At 58.5% G+C, this 15,324-nt stretch carries 12 protein-coding genes; 3 read left to right on the top strand and 9 right to left on the bottom strand.

Going from position 1 to position 15,324, the window contains the following annotated elements; all coding sequences use genetic code 11:
* Positions 1-25: 25 nt before the first annotated feature.
* The 9 genes from bamA to rpsB form a co-directional block, all read right to left on the bottom strand.
* Positions 26-2,401, bottom strand: a complete 2,376-nt coding sequence (gene bamA / locus ACA073_RS05700; protein WP_497402256.1) for an outer membrane protein assembly factor BamA — start codon at positions 2,399-2,401, stop codon at positions 26-28.
* A gap of 74 nt (positions 2,402-2,475) precedes the next feature.
* The gene (rseP, locus tag ACA073_RS05695) at positions 2,476-3,828 is read right to left on the bottom strand and encodes a sigma E protease regulator RseP (RefSeq protein ID WP_497402254.1); all 1,353 of its coding nucleotides are present in this window, start codon (positions 3,826-3,828) and stop codon (positions 2,476-2,478) included.
* A gap of 53 nt (positions 3,829-3,881) precedes the next feature.
* Complete coding sequence (gene ispC, locus ACA073_RS05690; protein ID WP_497402252.1) at positions 3,882-5,072, bottom strand: 1-deoxy-D-xylulose-5-phosphate reductoisomerase; 1,191 nt, start codon at positions 5,070-5,072, stop codon at positions 3,882-3,884.
* Complete coding sequence (locus tag ACA073_RS05685) at positions 5,069-5,875, bottom strand: phosphatidate cytidylyltransferase (RefSeq protein WP_497402250.1); 807 nt, start codon at positions 5,873-5,875, stop codon at positions 5,069-5,071. The genes ispC and ACA073_RS05685 overlap by 4 nt, the downstream gene beginning before the upstream one ends.
* Complete coding sequence (gene uppS / locus ACA073_RS05680) at positions 5,875-6,630, bottom strand: polyprenyl diphosphate synthase (RefSeq protein WP_497402248.1); 756 nt, start codon at positions 6,628-6,630, stop codon at positions 5,875-5,877. The genes ACA073_RS05685 and uppS overlap by 1 nt, the downstream gene beginning before the upstream one ends.
* A gap of 13 nt (positions 6,631-6,643) precedes the next feature.
* The gene (frr, locus tag ACA073_RS05675) at positions 6,644-7,201 is read right to left on the bottom strand and encodes a ribosome recycling factor (RefSeq protein ID WP_008028968.1); all 558 of its coding nucleotides are present in this window, start codon (positions 7,199-7,201) and stop codon (positions 6,644-6,646) included.
* Positions 7,198-7,941 (bottom strand): UMP kinase, encoded by a 744-nt coding sequence (gene pyrH, locus ACA073_RS05670; protein WP_003189161.1) that lies wholly within the window; start codon positions 7,939-7,941, stop codon positions 7,198-7,200. The genes frr and pyrH overlap by 4 nt, the downstream gene beginning before the upstream one ends.
* A gap of 209 nt (positions 7,942-8,150) precedes the next feature.
* A complete protein-coding gene (gene tsf, locus ACA073_RS05665; RefSeq protein ID WP_461951625.1) occupies positions 8,151-9,014 on the bottom strand; it encodes a translation elongation factor Ts in 864 nt (287 codons plus the stop codon).
* Between the two features lie 193 nt (positions 9,015-9,207).
* Positions 9,208-9,945, bottom strand: coding sequence for a 30S ribosomal protein S2 (gene rpsB / locus ACA073_RS05660; protein WP_007907989.1), 738 nt, complete (start codon positions 9,943-9,945; stop codon positions 9,208-9,210).
* Positions 9,946-10,318: 373 nt separating this feature from the next.
* Here rpsB and map point away from each other — a divergent pair, with 373 nt between their 5' ends.
* From map to dapC, 3 genes are all read left to right on the top strand, one after another.
* Positions 10,319-11,101, top strand: coding sequence for a type I methionyl aminopeptidase (gene map / locus ACA073_RS05655; protein ID WP_497402245.1), 783 nt, complete (start codon positions 10,319-10,321; stop codon positions 11,099-11,101).
* Between the two features lie 49 nt (positions 11,102-11,150).
* A complete protein-coding gene (locus ACA073_RS05650) occupies positions 11,151-13,853 on the top strand; it encodes a [protein-PII] uridylyltransferase (RefSeq protein WP_497402243.1) in 2,703 nt (900 codons plus the stop codon).
* Positions 13,854-14,012: 159 nt separating this feature from the next.
* The gene (gene dapC, locus ACA073_RS05645) at positions 14,013-15,212 is read left to right on the top strand and encodes a succinyldiaminopimelate transaminase (RefSeq protein ID WP_497402241.1); all 1,200 of its coding nucleotides are present in this window, start codon (positions 14,013-14,015) and stop codon (positions 15,210-15,212) included.
* Positions 15,213-15,324 lie beyond the last annotated feature (112 nt).

Here is a 15,324-nt window from a genome sequence, read left to right as displayed (position 1 = left end):
ATTGTCATTATCTTGGGTCAGACGCTTAGAACGTCTGGCCGAGGGAGAATTGGAACACTTGAGTTTCAGCCTCATCCGGTTTCTTGATTGGCATGGCCAACGCGAAACTCAGAGGACCCAGTGCGGTAACCCATGTCACACCGACACCGACAGAGCTGGCCATGTTGCTCAGGCTGATGTCGTTGCACTTGGTATTGGACGACGAACCGTTTGCGTTGGTGGTGTCCTTGCACTGCGAGTCAAAAACGTTACCCACATCCCAGAATACCGAGGTACGCAGGGAGCGCTGATCCTTGACGAACGGCAGAGGGAACAGAAGCTCTGCACCACCCTGTATCAGGACGTTGCCACCAAATGGCAGTGGGTCCTGGTCCGGATCGAACGCGGTCCCCGGGTTCGTGCCACGGCTAGGCGTACTGCGCGGGCCCAGGGTGCTGTCCTTGAAGCCACGAACCGAGTTGAAACCACCAGCATAGTAGTTTTCATAGAACGGCAAGCCATCGGTCGAACCGTAGCCGTCGCCATAGCCCAGCTCGGTGTGCAGACGCACGGTGTAGCTATCAGACAATGGCTGGAACAACTGGCCACGATAGTCGAGTTTGAAGAACGACAGGTCACTGCCCGGCGTCGTGGTTTCCAGCACCAGGCTTTGGGAATGACCACGGGTCGCCAGGACGCCCTTGTTCAGGGTCGATTCGGACCAACCGGCCGAAGCCTTGAAGTTCAGGTAGTTGTCGCCTTCCTTGTTAACGAAGTCGAAGATCTCGTCAACGGTGTACAGGCCGGTTTTGATCTTGTCCTGTTGCGCGGTCAGGCCGAAGGTCAGACGCGACGTTTCACTGATCGGGTAACCGACGCTCACGCCCGCACCCAGACTGTCTACCGCATAGCTGGCTACGTCGACATCGAGATCGTCATAGTCAGTGGTGCGATAGAACGCGTTGTAGCCCAGGCTAACGCCGTCAGCAGTCCAGTAGGGGTCGACATAACCGAAGTTATAGCGGCTCTGGTATTCACTGCGGGTCAGGCCGACGCTGACCTTGTTACCGGTACCCAGGAAGTTGTTCTGGGTGATCGAACCACCGAGGATCAGACCGGCACTCTGTGCAAAGCCGACGCTGGCGGTAATCGAACCGGAAGCTTGTTCTTCAACGCTGTAGTTCACGTCAACCTGGTCATCGACACCTGGAACGGCCGGGGTTTCGACGTTGACTTCCTTGAAGAAGCCCAGACGTTCAAGACGGGTCTTGGACTGGTCGATCAGGTAAGTCGAAGCCCAGCCACCTTCCATCTGACGCATTTCACGACGCAGCACTTCGTCTTCGGACTTGGTGTTGCCACGGAAGTTGATGCGGTTGACGTAAGCACGCTTGCCCGGATCGACAGCGAAGGTGATGTCGACGGTGTGGTCTTCATCGTGCGGCTGAGGCACGCCGTTGACGTTGGCGAAGGTGTAGCCCTCGTTACCCAGACGACGGGTGATCAGTTCGGACGTGGTAGTCATCAGCTTGCGCGAGAACACCTGGCCTTTCTGCACCAGCAGCAACGACTTGACCTGGTCCTCAGGGACTTTCAGGTCGCCGCTCAGCTTGACGTCACGAACGGTGTACTTCTCGCCTTCGTTGACGTTGACGGTGATGTAGACGTGTTTCTTGTCCGGGGTGATGGACACCTGGGTCGAAGCGATATCCATGTTGATATAGCCACGGTCCAGGTAGTAGGAACGCAGACGCTCCAAGTCACCGGAAAGCTTTTCACGAGCGTACTTGTCGTCGTTCTTGAAGAACGACAACCAGTTGGTGGTCTTGAGTTCGAACAGGTCGATCAGGTCTTCATCAGGGAAGACCGTGTTACCCACCACGTTGATGTGCTGGATAGCAGCGACGGTGCCTTCGTTGATGTTGACCTTCAGGCCGACGCGGTTGCGCGGCTGCGGCACCACTTCGGTGTCGACGGTAGCCGAGTAGCGACCCTGCGCGACGTACTGGCGCTGCAGCTCGTTACGCACACCTTCGAGCGTGGCACGCTGGAAGATCTCGCCTTCGGCCAGACCGGATTGTTTGAGGCCTTTCATCAGGTCTTCAGTGGAGATCGCCTTGTTGCCCTCGATCTCGATACTGGCGACTGACGGGCGCTCGACTACCGTAATGACAAGAACATTGCCATCGCGGCCCAGCTGGATATCTTGAAAGAACCCGGTTTTGAACAGCGCACGAGTGGATTCCACCAGGCGACGATCATCCGCCTGTTCACCGACGTTCAACGGCAAGGCACCAAAGACGCTACCCGCGGAGACCCGCTGGAGGCCATTGACGCGAATATCAGAGATAGTGAAGGACTCGGCGTGAACTTCGGCGATCATCAATACGGTGAGAACCGCAGTTAGCAGCAGACGTTTCATGAAGTCCTTTCTTATTCCAACTGGCAATAAACAAACTGCCGCAAAATGCGGCAGATTCGCAATTCAGCGAAGTGTTACAGACGGCCCAAATCATTGACCAGAGCAAGCAACATCACCCCGACCACCAAACTGATCCCGATCTGTATCCCCCAACCCTGCACCCGATCCGACAAGGGACGACCACGCGCCCACTCGATCAGATAAAACAACAAATGCCCCCCATCCAGTACAGGAATGGGCAACAAATTCAGAACCCCCAGGCTAATACTAAGATAAGCAAGGAAATTCAGGAAATCAGCAACGCCCGACTGGGCAGAAGCGCCCGCCACTTTAGCAATGGTTATCGGTCCACTCAAGTTTTTTACCGAGAGCTCACCGAACAACATTTTCTTGAGCGAATCGAGGGTCAGTACGCTCATGGTCCAAGTGCGTCGAGCCCCCTCGCCAATCGCTGCCAAAGGACCGTAACTGACCTCGCGAATCATCTCCGGCGGCCAATCGATTGCCTTCACCCCGGCGCCAAGATAACCACTGGGCGATTTTTTCTCGCCGCGAGCAGCGAGCGTCACAGGGACGTCGATTTGAGCACCATCGCGCTCGACGCGCAGCATGATTTTGGTATCCGGTTGCATACGGACGGTGTCGACCACCTGCTGCCAGTCATCGAGCGCCTTGCCATTCAGTGCCAACAACCGGTCACCGGTTTTCAGGCCAGCCGCCTGTGCCGGGCCTTTCGGATCGAGTTCAGCCAGAACTGGCGGCAACGCTGGACGCCAGGGGCGGATACCCAGCGAGCCAATCGGATCTGGCTCGTCGGCGCCCTTGAGCCATTTATCCAGGACCAGCTCACGAGGCGAATCCGCTGTGGAACCCTGCTCGCGGACCAGCACCTGAAGGGAACCGCTCTCGCCGAGGCGACGAACCAGCTGCAGATTGACTGCGCCCCAGCCCGAAGTCGGCTCACCATCGATGGCGACAATTTCCTGACCCGGGCTCAAACCGGCCTTGGCGGCGATACTGCCGGACTCGACGGCACCGATGACTGGCCGCACCTGCTCGCTGCCGAGCATCGCGAGCACCCAGAAAAAAATCATCGCCAGTAAAAAGTTGGCAATCGGCCCCGCCGACACAATTGCAATACGCTGGCGGACGGATTTACGGTTGAAGGACTGATCGAGCTGATCGGCTGGCACTTCGCCTTCGCGCTCATCGAGCATCTTCACGTAGCCGCCCAGCGGAATCGCGGCAACGACGAACTCAGTACCTTTCTTGTCGTGCCAACGCAGCAACGGCATGCCGAAGCCCACGGAGAAGCGCAGCACTTTGACCCCACAGCGACGCGCGACCCAGAAATGGCCGAATTCGTGGAAGGTGACCAGCACACCCAGGGCTACCAGGGTGCCGACAATCATATAGAGCGCGCTCATCTACTTTCTCCGCAATCCTATCCAGTGCTGCATGGGCCAACGTGTTGCAGCACTTACCGCCCGTGACGACTCAACCATTGCCCGGCCAGGACTCGCGCTTTCGCGTCAGCCGTGAACACTGCCTCGAGATCATCCACCGCAACCACAGGCTCGAGATTCAAGACTTCCTCGATGATACTCGCGATTTCCAGATAGCGAACCCGCCTGTCGAGAAAGGCCGCGACCGCCACTTCATTTGCCGCATTGAGCATGGCTGGCGCACTATTGCCCGCCTCGGCAGCCTGACGCGCCAGTCGAAGGCAAGGGAAACGCTCTTCATCGGGCGCCTGGAAGTCCAGACGTGCGATGGCGAACAGGTCCAGCGGTGCAACCCCCGAATCGATACGCTCCGGCCAGGCCAGGGCGTTGGCGATCGGCGTGCGCATGTCGGGATTTCCCAGCTGAGCCAATACCGAACCGTCGATGTAGTCGACCAGCGAATGAATCACACTCTGCGGGTGAATCACCACTTCCACCTGGGACGGCTTGGCGTCGAACAGCCAGCAGGCCTCGATCAGCTCGAGCCCCTTGTTCATCATGCTCGCCGAATCCACGGAAATCTTGCGCCCCATGGACCAGGTCGGATGCGCACAGGCTTGCTCAGGGGAAACATCGACCAGCTCGGCCAAGGGTGTCTGTCGGAACGGACCGCCAGAGGCTGTCAGCAAAATCCGACGCACCCCCACCACCCCGAGCCCACGAGAAAAATCCTGCGGCATGCACTGGAAAATCGCGTTGTGCTCGCTGTCGATCGGCAGCAGCACCGAACCGCTTTTGCGTACGGCCTGCATGAACAGCGCGCCGGACATCACCAGCGCTTCTTTGTTGGCCAGGAGAATTTTCTTGCCGGCTTCAACGGCCGCCAGGGTCGGACGCAAGCCCGCCGCACCGACGATGGCCGCCATGACCGTATCGACTTCAGGATCGGAGGCGACCTGACACAGGCCCTCCTCCCCCACCAGCACGCGAGTCGACAGACCGGCTGCACGCAAATCGTCCTGCAAGACCCGGGCGGCGCTCTGCTCCGGCACTACGGCGAACCGCGGCACATGACGGATGCAAAGCGCATGCAACTCGCTCAGACGCGTGAAGCCGCTCAGGGCAAAAACCTGATAACGCTCGGGATGACGGGCAATGACGTCGAGCGTGCTCAGGCCAATCGAACCGGTCGCGCCCAGAACGGTAATCTGCTGTGGGCGGCTCACGGTGCCGCCATCCACAACAGCACAGCAAATACAGGGATCGCAGCCGTCAGACTGTCGATGCGATCCAGCACACCGCCGTGACCTGGCAGCAGATTACTGCTGTCCTTGATCCCGGACTGGCGCTTGAACATGCTTTCGGTGAGATCACCCACGACCGAGATGAACACGATAATCGCCGCACCGATCAACCCTTTGAAAAGCTCGGCGACCGTCCAGTCGCGAACCAGGCCGACAATCACGGTGATGACCAGGCTCAGCGCCAGGCCGCCATACACGCCTTCCCAGCTCTTGCCGGGACTGACCAGCGGCGCAAGTTTGCGCTTGCCGAAGGCCCGACCGGAAAAGTAGGCACCGATATCGGCCCCCCAGACCAGCACCATCACCGCCATGATCAACCAGTTGCCCAATGGCTCCTGCTTGATCTGCACCAGACCTTGCCAGGCCGGCAACAGGATCAGCAGCCCGATCACCAGTTTGCAAGCGGCACTGGACCAAAGCTCGCTGGAGCGCGGATAGGTCAGCACCAGATAGGTCGCCACGCCCCACCACAGCGCCGAGGCGCCCAACACCCAAGGCGCAAGCCCCGGCAGGATGTGCATGAAAAACAGCATCAATGCGACCACTACGGCGTAGGCGACGCGAATCGGTTGAGCGGCGAAACCTGCCAGACGCGCCCATTCCCAGGCACCGAGGGTCACGACCAACCCGATGAACAGCGCGAAGCCGAAACCTTCGAGCAGGAAAAACCCGCACAAGGCAATCGGCAGCAGTATCAGCGCGGTGATGATTCGTTGTTTAAGCATTAAACCCGGGCTCCAGCCTCGACCTGCTCGCTCGTTTTACCGAAGCGCCGCTGACGAGAAGCGAAATCGGCCAGCGCGATGCGCATGGCGTCGTGTTTGAAGTCCGGCCAGAACAGGTCGGAGAAGTACAACTCGGCGTAGGCCAGTTGCCACAGCAGAAAGTTACTGATGCGGTGCTCGCCACCGGTGCGAATGCACAGATCCGGCAACGGCAGGTCGCCGGTGGCCAGACAGGTTTGCAACAGTTCCGGGGTAATGTCTTCCGGACGCAGATGGCCGGCCTGGACTTCCCGCGCCAGACACTGCGCGGCTTGCGCGATGTCCCACTGACCGCCGTAATTGGCAGCGATCTGCAAAACGAAGCGGTTGGCGCCCGCCGTCATGGCTTCAGCCTCGCGCATGGCCGCCTGAAGCTCTGGATGAAAACGCGAACGGTCGCCAATGATGCGCAGACTGATGTTGTTTTCGTTCAGGCGCTTGGCCTCGCGACGCAATGCCTTGAAGAACAGGTCCATCAAGGCACTGACCTCATCGGCCGGACGCTGCCAGTTCTCGCTGGAGAAGGCGAACAGGGTCAATACCTCGACCTTGGCCTCGGCACACACCTCGATCACTGCACGAACCGCATCCACACCCGCTTTATGCCCGGCGACACCCGGCATAAAGCGTTTTTTCGCCCAGCGATTATTGCCATCCATGATGATCGCGACATGGCGCGGCACCGCGGACGGCGCACCCTGCTTGGTCTTTTCCATGAAAACGCGACCCTTATACGGCCATCAGGTCTTTTTCTTTCTGCGCCAGATTCGCGTCGATTTCAGCCACGTACTTTTTGGTCAGATCATCGATCTCGCCAGTGGCGCGGCGCTCTTCGTCTTCACTGATTTCCTTTTCCTTGACCAGATCCTTGAGCTGGCTGTTCGCATCACGACGGATGTTGCGCACTGCAACACGAGCGTCTTCAGCAACATCGCGAGCCTGCTTGGTGAAGCCCTTGCGGGTTTCTTCGGTCAGGGCCGGCATGGAGATCAGCAGCAACTCACCGAGGTTGGTCGGATTGAGGTTCAGACCCGCGCTACCGATGGCTTTGTCGACAGCGCCCAGCATGTTGCGCTCAAAGGCAACGACTTGCAGGGTACGTGCGTCTTTGACGGTGATGTTCGCCACTTGCTTGATCGGAGTGTCGGAACCGTAATACGGCACCATCACGCCTTCCAGAATGCTCGGGTGCGCCTGGCCGGTACGAATACGGCCGAAGTTGTGCATCAGCGACTCGACGGATTTCTGCATACGCTCTTTAGCGTCTTTCTTGATTTCGTTGATCATTGTTGGCCTTCCTCGATCAGGGTCCCTTCAGCGCCGCCATGCACGATGTTCAGCAGGGCGCCGGGCTTGTTCATGTTAAATACGCGCAACGGCATCTTGTGGTCGCGGCACAGGCAAATGGCCGTCAGATCCATCACACCCAGCTTGCGATCCAGTACTTCATCGTAGGTCAGATGATCGAACTTCTCGGCATGCGGGTCCTTGAATGGATCTGCGGTGTAGACACCATCGACCTTGGTCGCTTTCAGCACGACGTCAGCGTCGATTTCGATCGCACGCAAGCAGGCTGCCGAATCCGTGGTGAAGAACGGATTGCCAGTACCGGCCGCGAAGATCACGACTTCTTTGGAGTTGAGGTGGCGCATGGCTTTGCGGCGATCATAGTGATCGGTCACACCCACCATGGAAATGGCCGACATCACGATGGCCGAGATATTGGCACGTTCCAGCGCATCGCGCATGGCCAGGGCGTTCATCACAGTGGCCAGCATGCCCATGTGGTCGCCGGTGACCCGATCCATGCCGGCCGCGCTCAGCGCTGCACCGCGGAACAGGTTGCCGCCGCCGATCACCAGACCGACCTGAACACCGATGCCGACCAGTTGGCCGACTTCCAGCGCCATGCGATCCAGAACTTTCGGGTCGATCCCGAACTCTTCCGAGCCCATCAGGGCCTCGCCGCTAAGCTTGAGTAGAATGCGTTTATAGCGAGCCTGATAACCACTGCCCTGCTGAGCCATTGCGAATCTCTCCTGCGGCGTATTTTAAAAATTCTTTGCGAGCTGTTTACAGCTGGCGTTCACTCTAGCTTGGCGCTGCTTCAGCGCCATCGGAACATGGCTTTGTAAGCCAGTTCCAAAGGGAATCCAATAAAAAATTGGTGCCCCATCTGAAAAGAGGCTGCGCGCGTAAGCGGGCAGCCTCTTCAGGGCGACAGTTAAAAACCGTCTTATTGCTTGGCGGCAGCCAGCTGGGCAGCAACTTCTTCAGCGAAGTTGTCGACCGGCTTCTCGATGCCTTCGCCTACTTTGAAGTAGGTGAAAGAAACGATTTCAGCACCGGCTTTCTTGGCCAGGTCGCCGACCTTGATTTCAGGGTTCTTGACGAACGCCTGCTCAACCAGGCTCGCTTCAGCCAGGAACTTGCTGATACGGCCTTTGACCATGTTTTCAACGATGTTTTCCGGCTTGCCGGCGATCTTGTCAGCGTTGAGGGTCAGGAACACGCCCTTCTCACGCTCGACCGCTTCAGCGGAAACTTCCGATGGCAGCAGGAATTCAGGGTTGGTGGCCGCTACGTGCATAGCGATGTCTTTGGCCAGCTCAACGTCGCCGCCCTTCAGAACAACCGCAACACCGATCTTGTTGCCGTGCAGGTAACCACCAACAACATCACCTTCAACGCGAGCCAGGCGACGGATGTTGACGTTTTCGCCAACCTTGCCGACCAGAACCAGGCGATCGGCTTCTTGAGCTTCGATCAGCGGAGCGACGTCAGTCAGTTTGTCAGCGAACGCTTTTTCAACGCTGCCCGCAACAAATGCCTTGAAGTCGTCCTGCAGAGCCAGGAAGTCGGTCTGCGAGTTCACTTCCAGCAGAACGGCGGATTTACCGTCTTCCTTCAGAGCGATAGCGCCTTCAGCAGCCACGTTGCCTGCTTTCTTGGCAGCCTTGATGGCGCCCGAAGCGCGCATGTCATCAATGGCTTTTTCGATGTCGCCGCCAGCCTTGGTCAAGGCCTTTTTGCAGTCCATCATGCCTTCGCCAGTACGCTCGCGCAGTTCTTTTACCAACGCTGCAGTAATCTCTGCCATTTCAAAATTCCTCTTGGATAGGTTTTCAACCATTCCACCCGATCGAACGGGCGTTCAATTCTTCCCGAACCACCCTTGTTAGCAGCTGCAAGTTACAGATGCTGTAAGTGCGCCACCGGACAAATGGTTTTCGAGGTGGCAAAAAGGGGGCCAAGCCCCCTTTTTGCTTACTGAGTCAACGCCAGGGCGTCAATTACTCAGCTGCAGCTGCCGGAGCTTCTTCAACGAACTGCTCGGTGCCGCCAGCAACGTGGTTGCGACCGCGGATTACTGCGTCAGCCATCGAACCCATGTACAGCTGGATAGCGCGGATTGCGTCATCGTTGCCTGGGATGATGTAGTCAACGCCTTCCGGGCTGCTGTTGGTATCGACTACGCCGATAACCGGGATGCCCAGCTTGTTGGCTTCGGTGATCGCGATGCGCTCGTGATCAACGTCGATAACGAACAAAGCGTCTGGCAGACCGCCCATGTCCTTGATACCACCCAGGGAACGATCGAGCTTCTCAAGATCGCGAGTGCGCATCAGCGCTTCTTTCTTGGTCAGCTTGGCGAAAGTACCGTCTTCGGCTTGCACTTCAAGGTCACGCAGACGCTTGATGGAAGCACGGATGGTTTTGAAGTTGGTCAGCATGCCGCCCAACCAGCGGTGATCGACGTACGGCGAACCGCAACGTGCTGCTTCTTCAGCAACGATCTTGCCAGCGGAACGCTTGGTGCCGACGAACAGAATCTTGTTTTTGCCCTGGGCCAGACGCTCTACGAAAGTCAGAGCTTCGTTGAACATTGGCAGGGTTTTTTCAAGGTTGATGATGTGGATCTTGTTACGCGCGCCGAAAATGTATTTACCCATTTTCGGGTTCCAGTAACGGGTCTGGTGACCGAAGTGCACACCGGCCTTCAGCATATCGCGCATGTTGACTTGGGACATGATAGTTCCTTAATAAGTCGGGTTTGGCCTCCACGTATCCCAATGACCAACCAGCAGCATCAGCTGAAGGCACCCAGGTCATCGTGTCGACACGTGTGTGGATTTAAGCCTCTCGGGGCATCCCCGGAAAGCGGCGCATTTTATATCACAAGACTCCAAAAAACGGAACCCGGATTCTCGATTCCTGACGCGCGTCTTCTTCCACGCCCTTGGAATCGCTCAAGAATGCGCCTATCTATAGAGAGAAGCGATGCACAGAGGCTCAGATTTGCGCTGATCGTCTGTTAGAATCGCGTTTTTCAGGGCGGCGAAGATCAATCGCACATTGCCCATTCCGAGTTAGCAAGCGCCATCGAGCGCAGAGAGAGCCTGTATGACCGTCACCCTCAAAACCCCGGAGGACATCGCAAAAATGCGTGTCGCCGGCAAACTGGCCGCCGATGTGCTGGAAATGATTGCTGAACATGTCAAGCCGGGTATCACCACCGAAGAACTGGACCGCATCTGCCACGACTACATCGTCAACGTGCAGCAGGCCATTCCTGCCCCGCTCAACTACAAAGGCTACCCGAAGTCGATCTGTACCTCGATCAACCACGTGGTCTGCCACGGCATTCCGAACGAGAAGCCATTGAAGGACGGTGACACGGTGAACATCGACGTCACCGTGATCAAAGATGGTTACCACGGCGACACCAGCCGCATGTTCCACGTTGGCACCGTGCCGGTCTGGGCCGAGCGCCTGTCGCAAGTGACCCAGGAATGCATGTACAAGGCCATCGAAATCGTCAAACCCGGCTGCCGCCTGGGCGACATCGGTGAAGTGATCCAGAAGCACGCCGAAAAGAACGGTTTCTCGGTGGTTCGCGAGTTCTGCGGCCACGGCATCGGCAAGGTGTTCCACGAAGAGCCGCAGATCCTGCATTACGGCCGCGCCGGCACCGGCATGGAATTGAAGGCAGGCATGACCTTCACCATCGAGCCGATGATCAACCAGGGCAAGGCCGACACCAAGGTGTTGGGCGATGGCTGGACCGCGATCACCAAGGACCGCAAGTTGTCGGCGCAGTGGGAGCACACGCTGGCAGTGACCGAAACCGGTTACGAGATCTTCACCTTGCGCAGCGATGACACCATCCCGCGCGTTTCGGCCTGATCCGACCCGCGCCGCTCCCAGCCTTTTAGATAGATAGGAATGCCAATCAATGCCGCAGGTGGATCCCGAACTCTTCGACCGTGGCCAGTTCCAGGCGGAACTCGCCCTGAAGGCCAGCCCGATCGCAGCTTTCAAGAAGGCGATCCGCCAGGCTCGCGAGGTCCTTGACGCGCGCTTTCGTAGCGGCCGCGAGATTCGCCGGCTGATCGAGGATCGCGCGTGGTTCGTCGACAACATCCTGCAAAAGGCCTGGGAGCAATTTAACTGGAGCGAAGACGCCGACATCGCGCTGGTCGCGGTCGGTGGCTACGGTCGCGGCGAGTTGCACCCCTACTCGGATATCGATCTGCTGATCCTGCTGGACAGCGCCGACCACGAAGTTTTCCGTGATTCCATCGAGCGTTTTCTGACGCTGTTGTGGGACATCGGCCTGGAAGTCGGTCAGAGCGTTCGCTCCGTCGATGAATGCGCGGTAGAAGCCCGCGCCGACCTGACGGTTGTCACCAACCTGATGGAAAGCCGCACCATCTGCGGCCCCGAGCGCTTGCGCCAGCGCATGCTCGACGTCACCAGCACCGCGCACATGTGGCCGAGCAAGGACTTCTTTCTGGCCAAACGCGCCGAACAGAAGGCCCGTCACCACAAGTACAACGACACCGAATACAACCTGGAACCCAACGTCAAAGGCTCGCCCGGCGGACTACGGGATATTCAGACGATTCTGTGGGTGGCCCGGCGCGAATACGGCACCCTGAACCTGTGGGCCCTCGCCGGTGAAGGTTTCCTGGTCGAGAGTGAAAACGCCTTGCTGGCCTCCTCCCAGGAATTCCTGTGGAAAGTTCGTTATGCGCTGCACATGCTCGCCGGTCGCTCCGAAGACCGCTTGCTGTTCGACCACCAGCGTTCGATTGCCGGCCTGCTGGGTTTCCAGGGCGATGACGCCAAGCAAGCCATCGAAAACTTCATGCAGCAGTATTACCGGGTGGTCATGAGCATCGCTCAGCTCAGCGACCTGATCATCCAGCACTTCGAGGAAGTCATCCTCGCGCCGGAAGATGAAGCGCCGCCGCAACCGATCAACTCGCGGTTCCAGTTGCACGACGGTTACATCGAAGCGCGCAACGACAACGTGTTCCGCCGCACGCCATTCGCCATGCTCGAGATCTTCGTGCTGATGGCCCAGCAACCGGAAATCAAAGGTGTGCGCGCCGACACCATTCGTCTGCTGCGGGAAAACCGCCATCTGATCGACGACGATTTCCGCAACGACATTCGCAACACCAGCCTGTTCATCGAGCTGTTCAAGTGCAAGATCGGCATCCACCGCAACCTGCGGCGGATGAACCGTTATGGCATTCTCGGACGTTACCTGCCGGAGTTCGGCTTTATTGTCGGGCAGATGCAGCACGACCTGTTTCACATCTACACAGTCGACGCGCACACGCTAAATCTGATCAAGCACCTGCGTAAGTTGCAGTACACGCAAGTGTCGGAAAAATTCCCGCTGGCCAGCAAGCTTATGGGCAAGCTGCCCAAGCCAGAGCTGATCTACCTCGCCGGCCTGTACCACGACATCGGCAAAGGCCGGCATGGCGATCACTCGGAAATCGGCGCGGTGGATGCCGAGGCCTTCTGCCAGCGCCACCAATTGCCCGTGTGGGACAGCCGCCTGATCGTTTGGCTGGTACAAAACCACCTGGTGATGTCGACCACTGCCCAGCGCAAGGACTTGTCCGACCCGCACGTGATCCACGACTTCGCGCAGATCGTCGGTGACGAAACCCACCTCGATTACCTGTACGTACTGACCGTCGCCGACATCAACGCCACCAACCCGACGCTGTGGAACTCCTGGCGCGCCAGCCTGTTGCGCCAGCTCTACACCGAGACCAAGCGTGCGTTGCGTCGCGGCCTGGAAAACCCGGTGGATCGCGAAATGCAGATCCGCCAGACCCAGAGCGCCGCCCTCGATATTCTGGTACGCGGCGGCACCGATCCGGACGACGTCGAGCAGTTGTGGTCGCAATTGGGCGATGACTATTTCCTGCGTCACACCGCCGGCGACGTGGCCTGGCACACTGACGCGATCCTGCAGCAGCCGGCCGACGGCGGCCCGCTGGTGCTGATCAAGGAAACCACCCAGCGCGAGTTCGAGGGCGGTACGCAGATCTTCATCTATGCGCCGGACCAGCACGACTTCTTCGCCGTGACCGTGGCGGCGATGGACCAGTTGAACCTGAACATTCACGACGCCCGGGTCATCACGTCCAGCAGCCAGTTCACCCTCGACACCTACATCGTGCTCGACACCGACGGCGATTCGATCGGCGATAACCCGGCGCGGGTCAAACAGATTCGCGAAGGCCTGACCGAAGCCCTGCGCAACCCGGACGACTACCCGACGATCATTCAGCGTCGCGTGCCGCGTCAGCTCAAGCATTTCGCCTTTGCGCCACAGGTGACGATCCACAACGACGCCCAGCGCCCGGTGACCGTGCTGGAGCTCAGCGCCCCGGATCGCCCTGGCCTGCTGGCGCGGATCGGCACGATTTTCCTGGAGTTCGACCTGTCGCTGCAGAACGCCAAGATTGCGACGCTCGGCGAGCGCGTGGAAGACGTGTTCTTCATTACCGATGCGAACAACCAGCCATTGTCCGACCCGTTGCTGTGCAGCCGTTTGCAGGATGCGATCGTCGAACAGCTGAGCGTGAGCCAGGAACCCGATATCAAACTGTCGCGAATCAGTATCTGAATTAACAACGGCCCGCTCTTTTGTAGGAGCGAGCTTGCTCGCGATGAACTCAAATACGCCGCGCTGCCATGGCAAGCACGCGTTATCGTTGACGACCATCGCGAGCAAGCTCGCTCCTACAGGGGCCAGCGCCGCTCCCACACCGAATGAGATCGACCGATGAACAACGCTTTGTCCCAGCTCCAGCCCTACCCGTTCGAGAAGCTCCGCGCCCTGCTCGGCAGCGTCACGCCAAACCCGGACAAACGCCCTATCGCACTGTCCATCGGCGAGCCGAAGCACCGTTCGCCAAGCTTTGTCGCCGAAGCCCTGGCAAGCAATCTGGATCAGATGGCCGTTTATCCGACCACTCTGGGTATTCCAGCCCTGCGTGAAGCCATCGCCGCCTGGTGCGACCGCCGCTTCAACGTCCCTGGCGGCTGGCTCGACCCGGCGCGCAACGTGCTGCCGGTAAACGGCACCCGCGAAGCACTGTTCGCTTTCACCCAGACCGTGGTCAACCGTGGCGACGATGCACTGGTGGTCAGCCCGAACCCGTTCTATCAGATCTATGAAGGTGCAGCGTTCCTCGCCGGCGCCAAGCCGCATTACCTGCCGTGCCTGGACGAAAACGGTTTCAACCCGGATTTCGATGCGGTTTCCCCCGACATCTGGAAACGCTGCCAGATCCTGTTCCTGTGCTCGCCGGGCAACCCGACCGGCGCGCTGATCCCTGTCGATACTCTGAAAAAGCTCATCGCCCTCGCCGACGAATTCGACTTCGTGATCGCTGCGGACGAGTGCTACAGCGAACTGTATTTCAACGAACAAACCCCGCCCGCCGGCCTGCTCAGCGCCTGCGTGGAACTGGGCCGCAAGGATTTCAAGCGCTGCGTGGTGTTCCACAGCCTGTCCAAGCGTTCCAACCTGCCTGGCCTGCGTTCGGGTTTTGTTGCGGGTGATGCCGAGATACTCAAAGGCTTCCTGCTGTATCGCACTTATCACGGCTGCGCGATGCCGGTTCAGACTCAGCTGGCCAGCGTCGCGGCATGGAATGACGAAGTGCATGTACGCGCCAACCGTGCGCTGTATCGCGAGAAGTATGACGCGGTGCTGGAAATCCTTGGTCCGGTCATGGATGTGCAACGTCCGGATGGCGGTTTTTACTTGTGGCCCAATGTTGAAGGCGATGACGAGGCGTTCTGCCGCGATCTTTTTGTTGAAGAACACGTGACCGTAGTGCCGGGCTCCTACCTTTCCCGTGAGGTTGACGGTGCCAATCCGGGGGCCGGTCGAGTGCGCATGGCGCTGGTTGCGCCGCTATCGGAATGCGTTGAAGCGGCAGAGCGGATTCGCAACTTTATAACTCGCCACAAGTAACTCGAAACTTGCCTGCACTGTGCAACGCAGTGCAGGCATAAACTTCTCAGCGTAACGACAACTAACAAATAGCAACTTTACGCCCCACCACATACATAACTACTCTCCAGTT

It is taken from the genome of Pseudomonas sp. LBUM1670, from assembly GCF_059695695.1.
The sequence above is the reverse complement of the archived record's forward strand: the minus strand, read 5'-3'. Positions and strand labels throughout refer to the sequence as shown.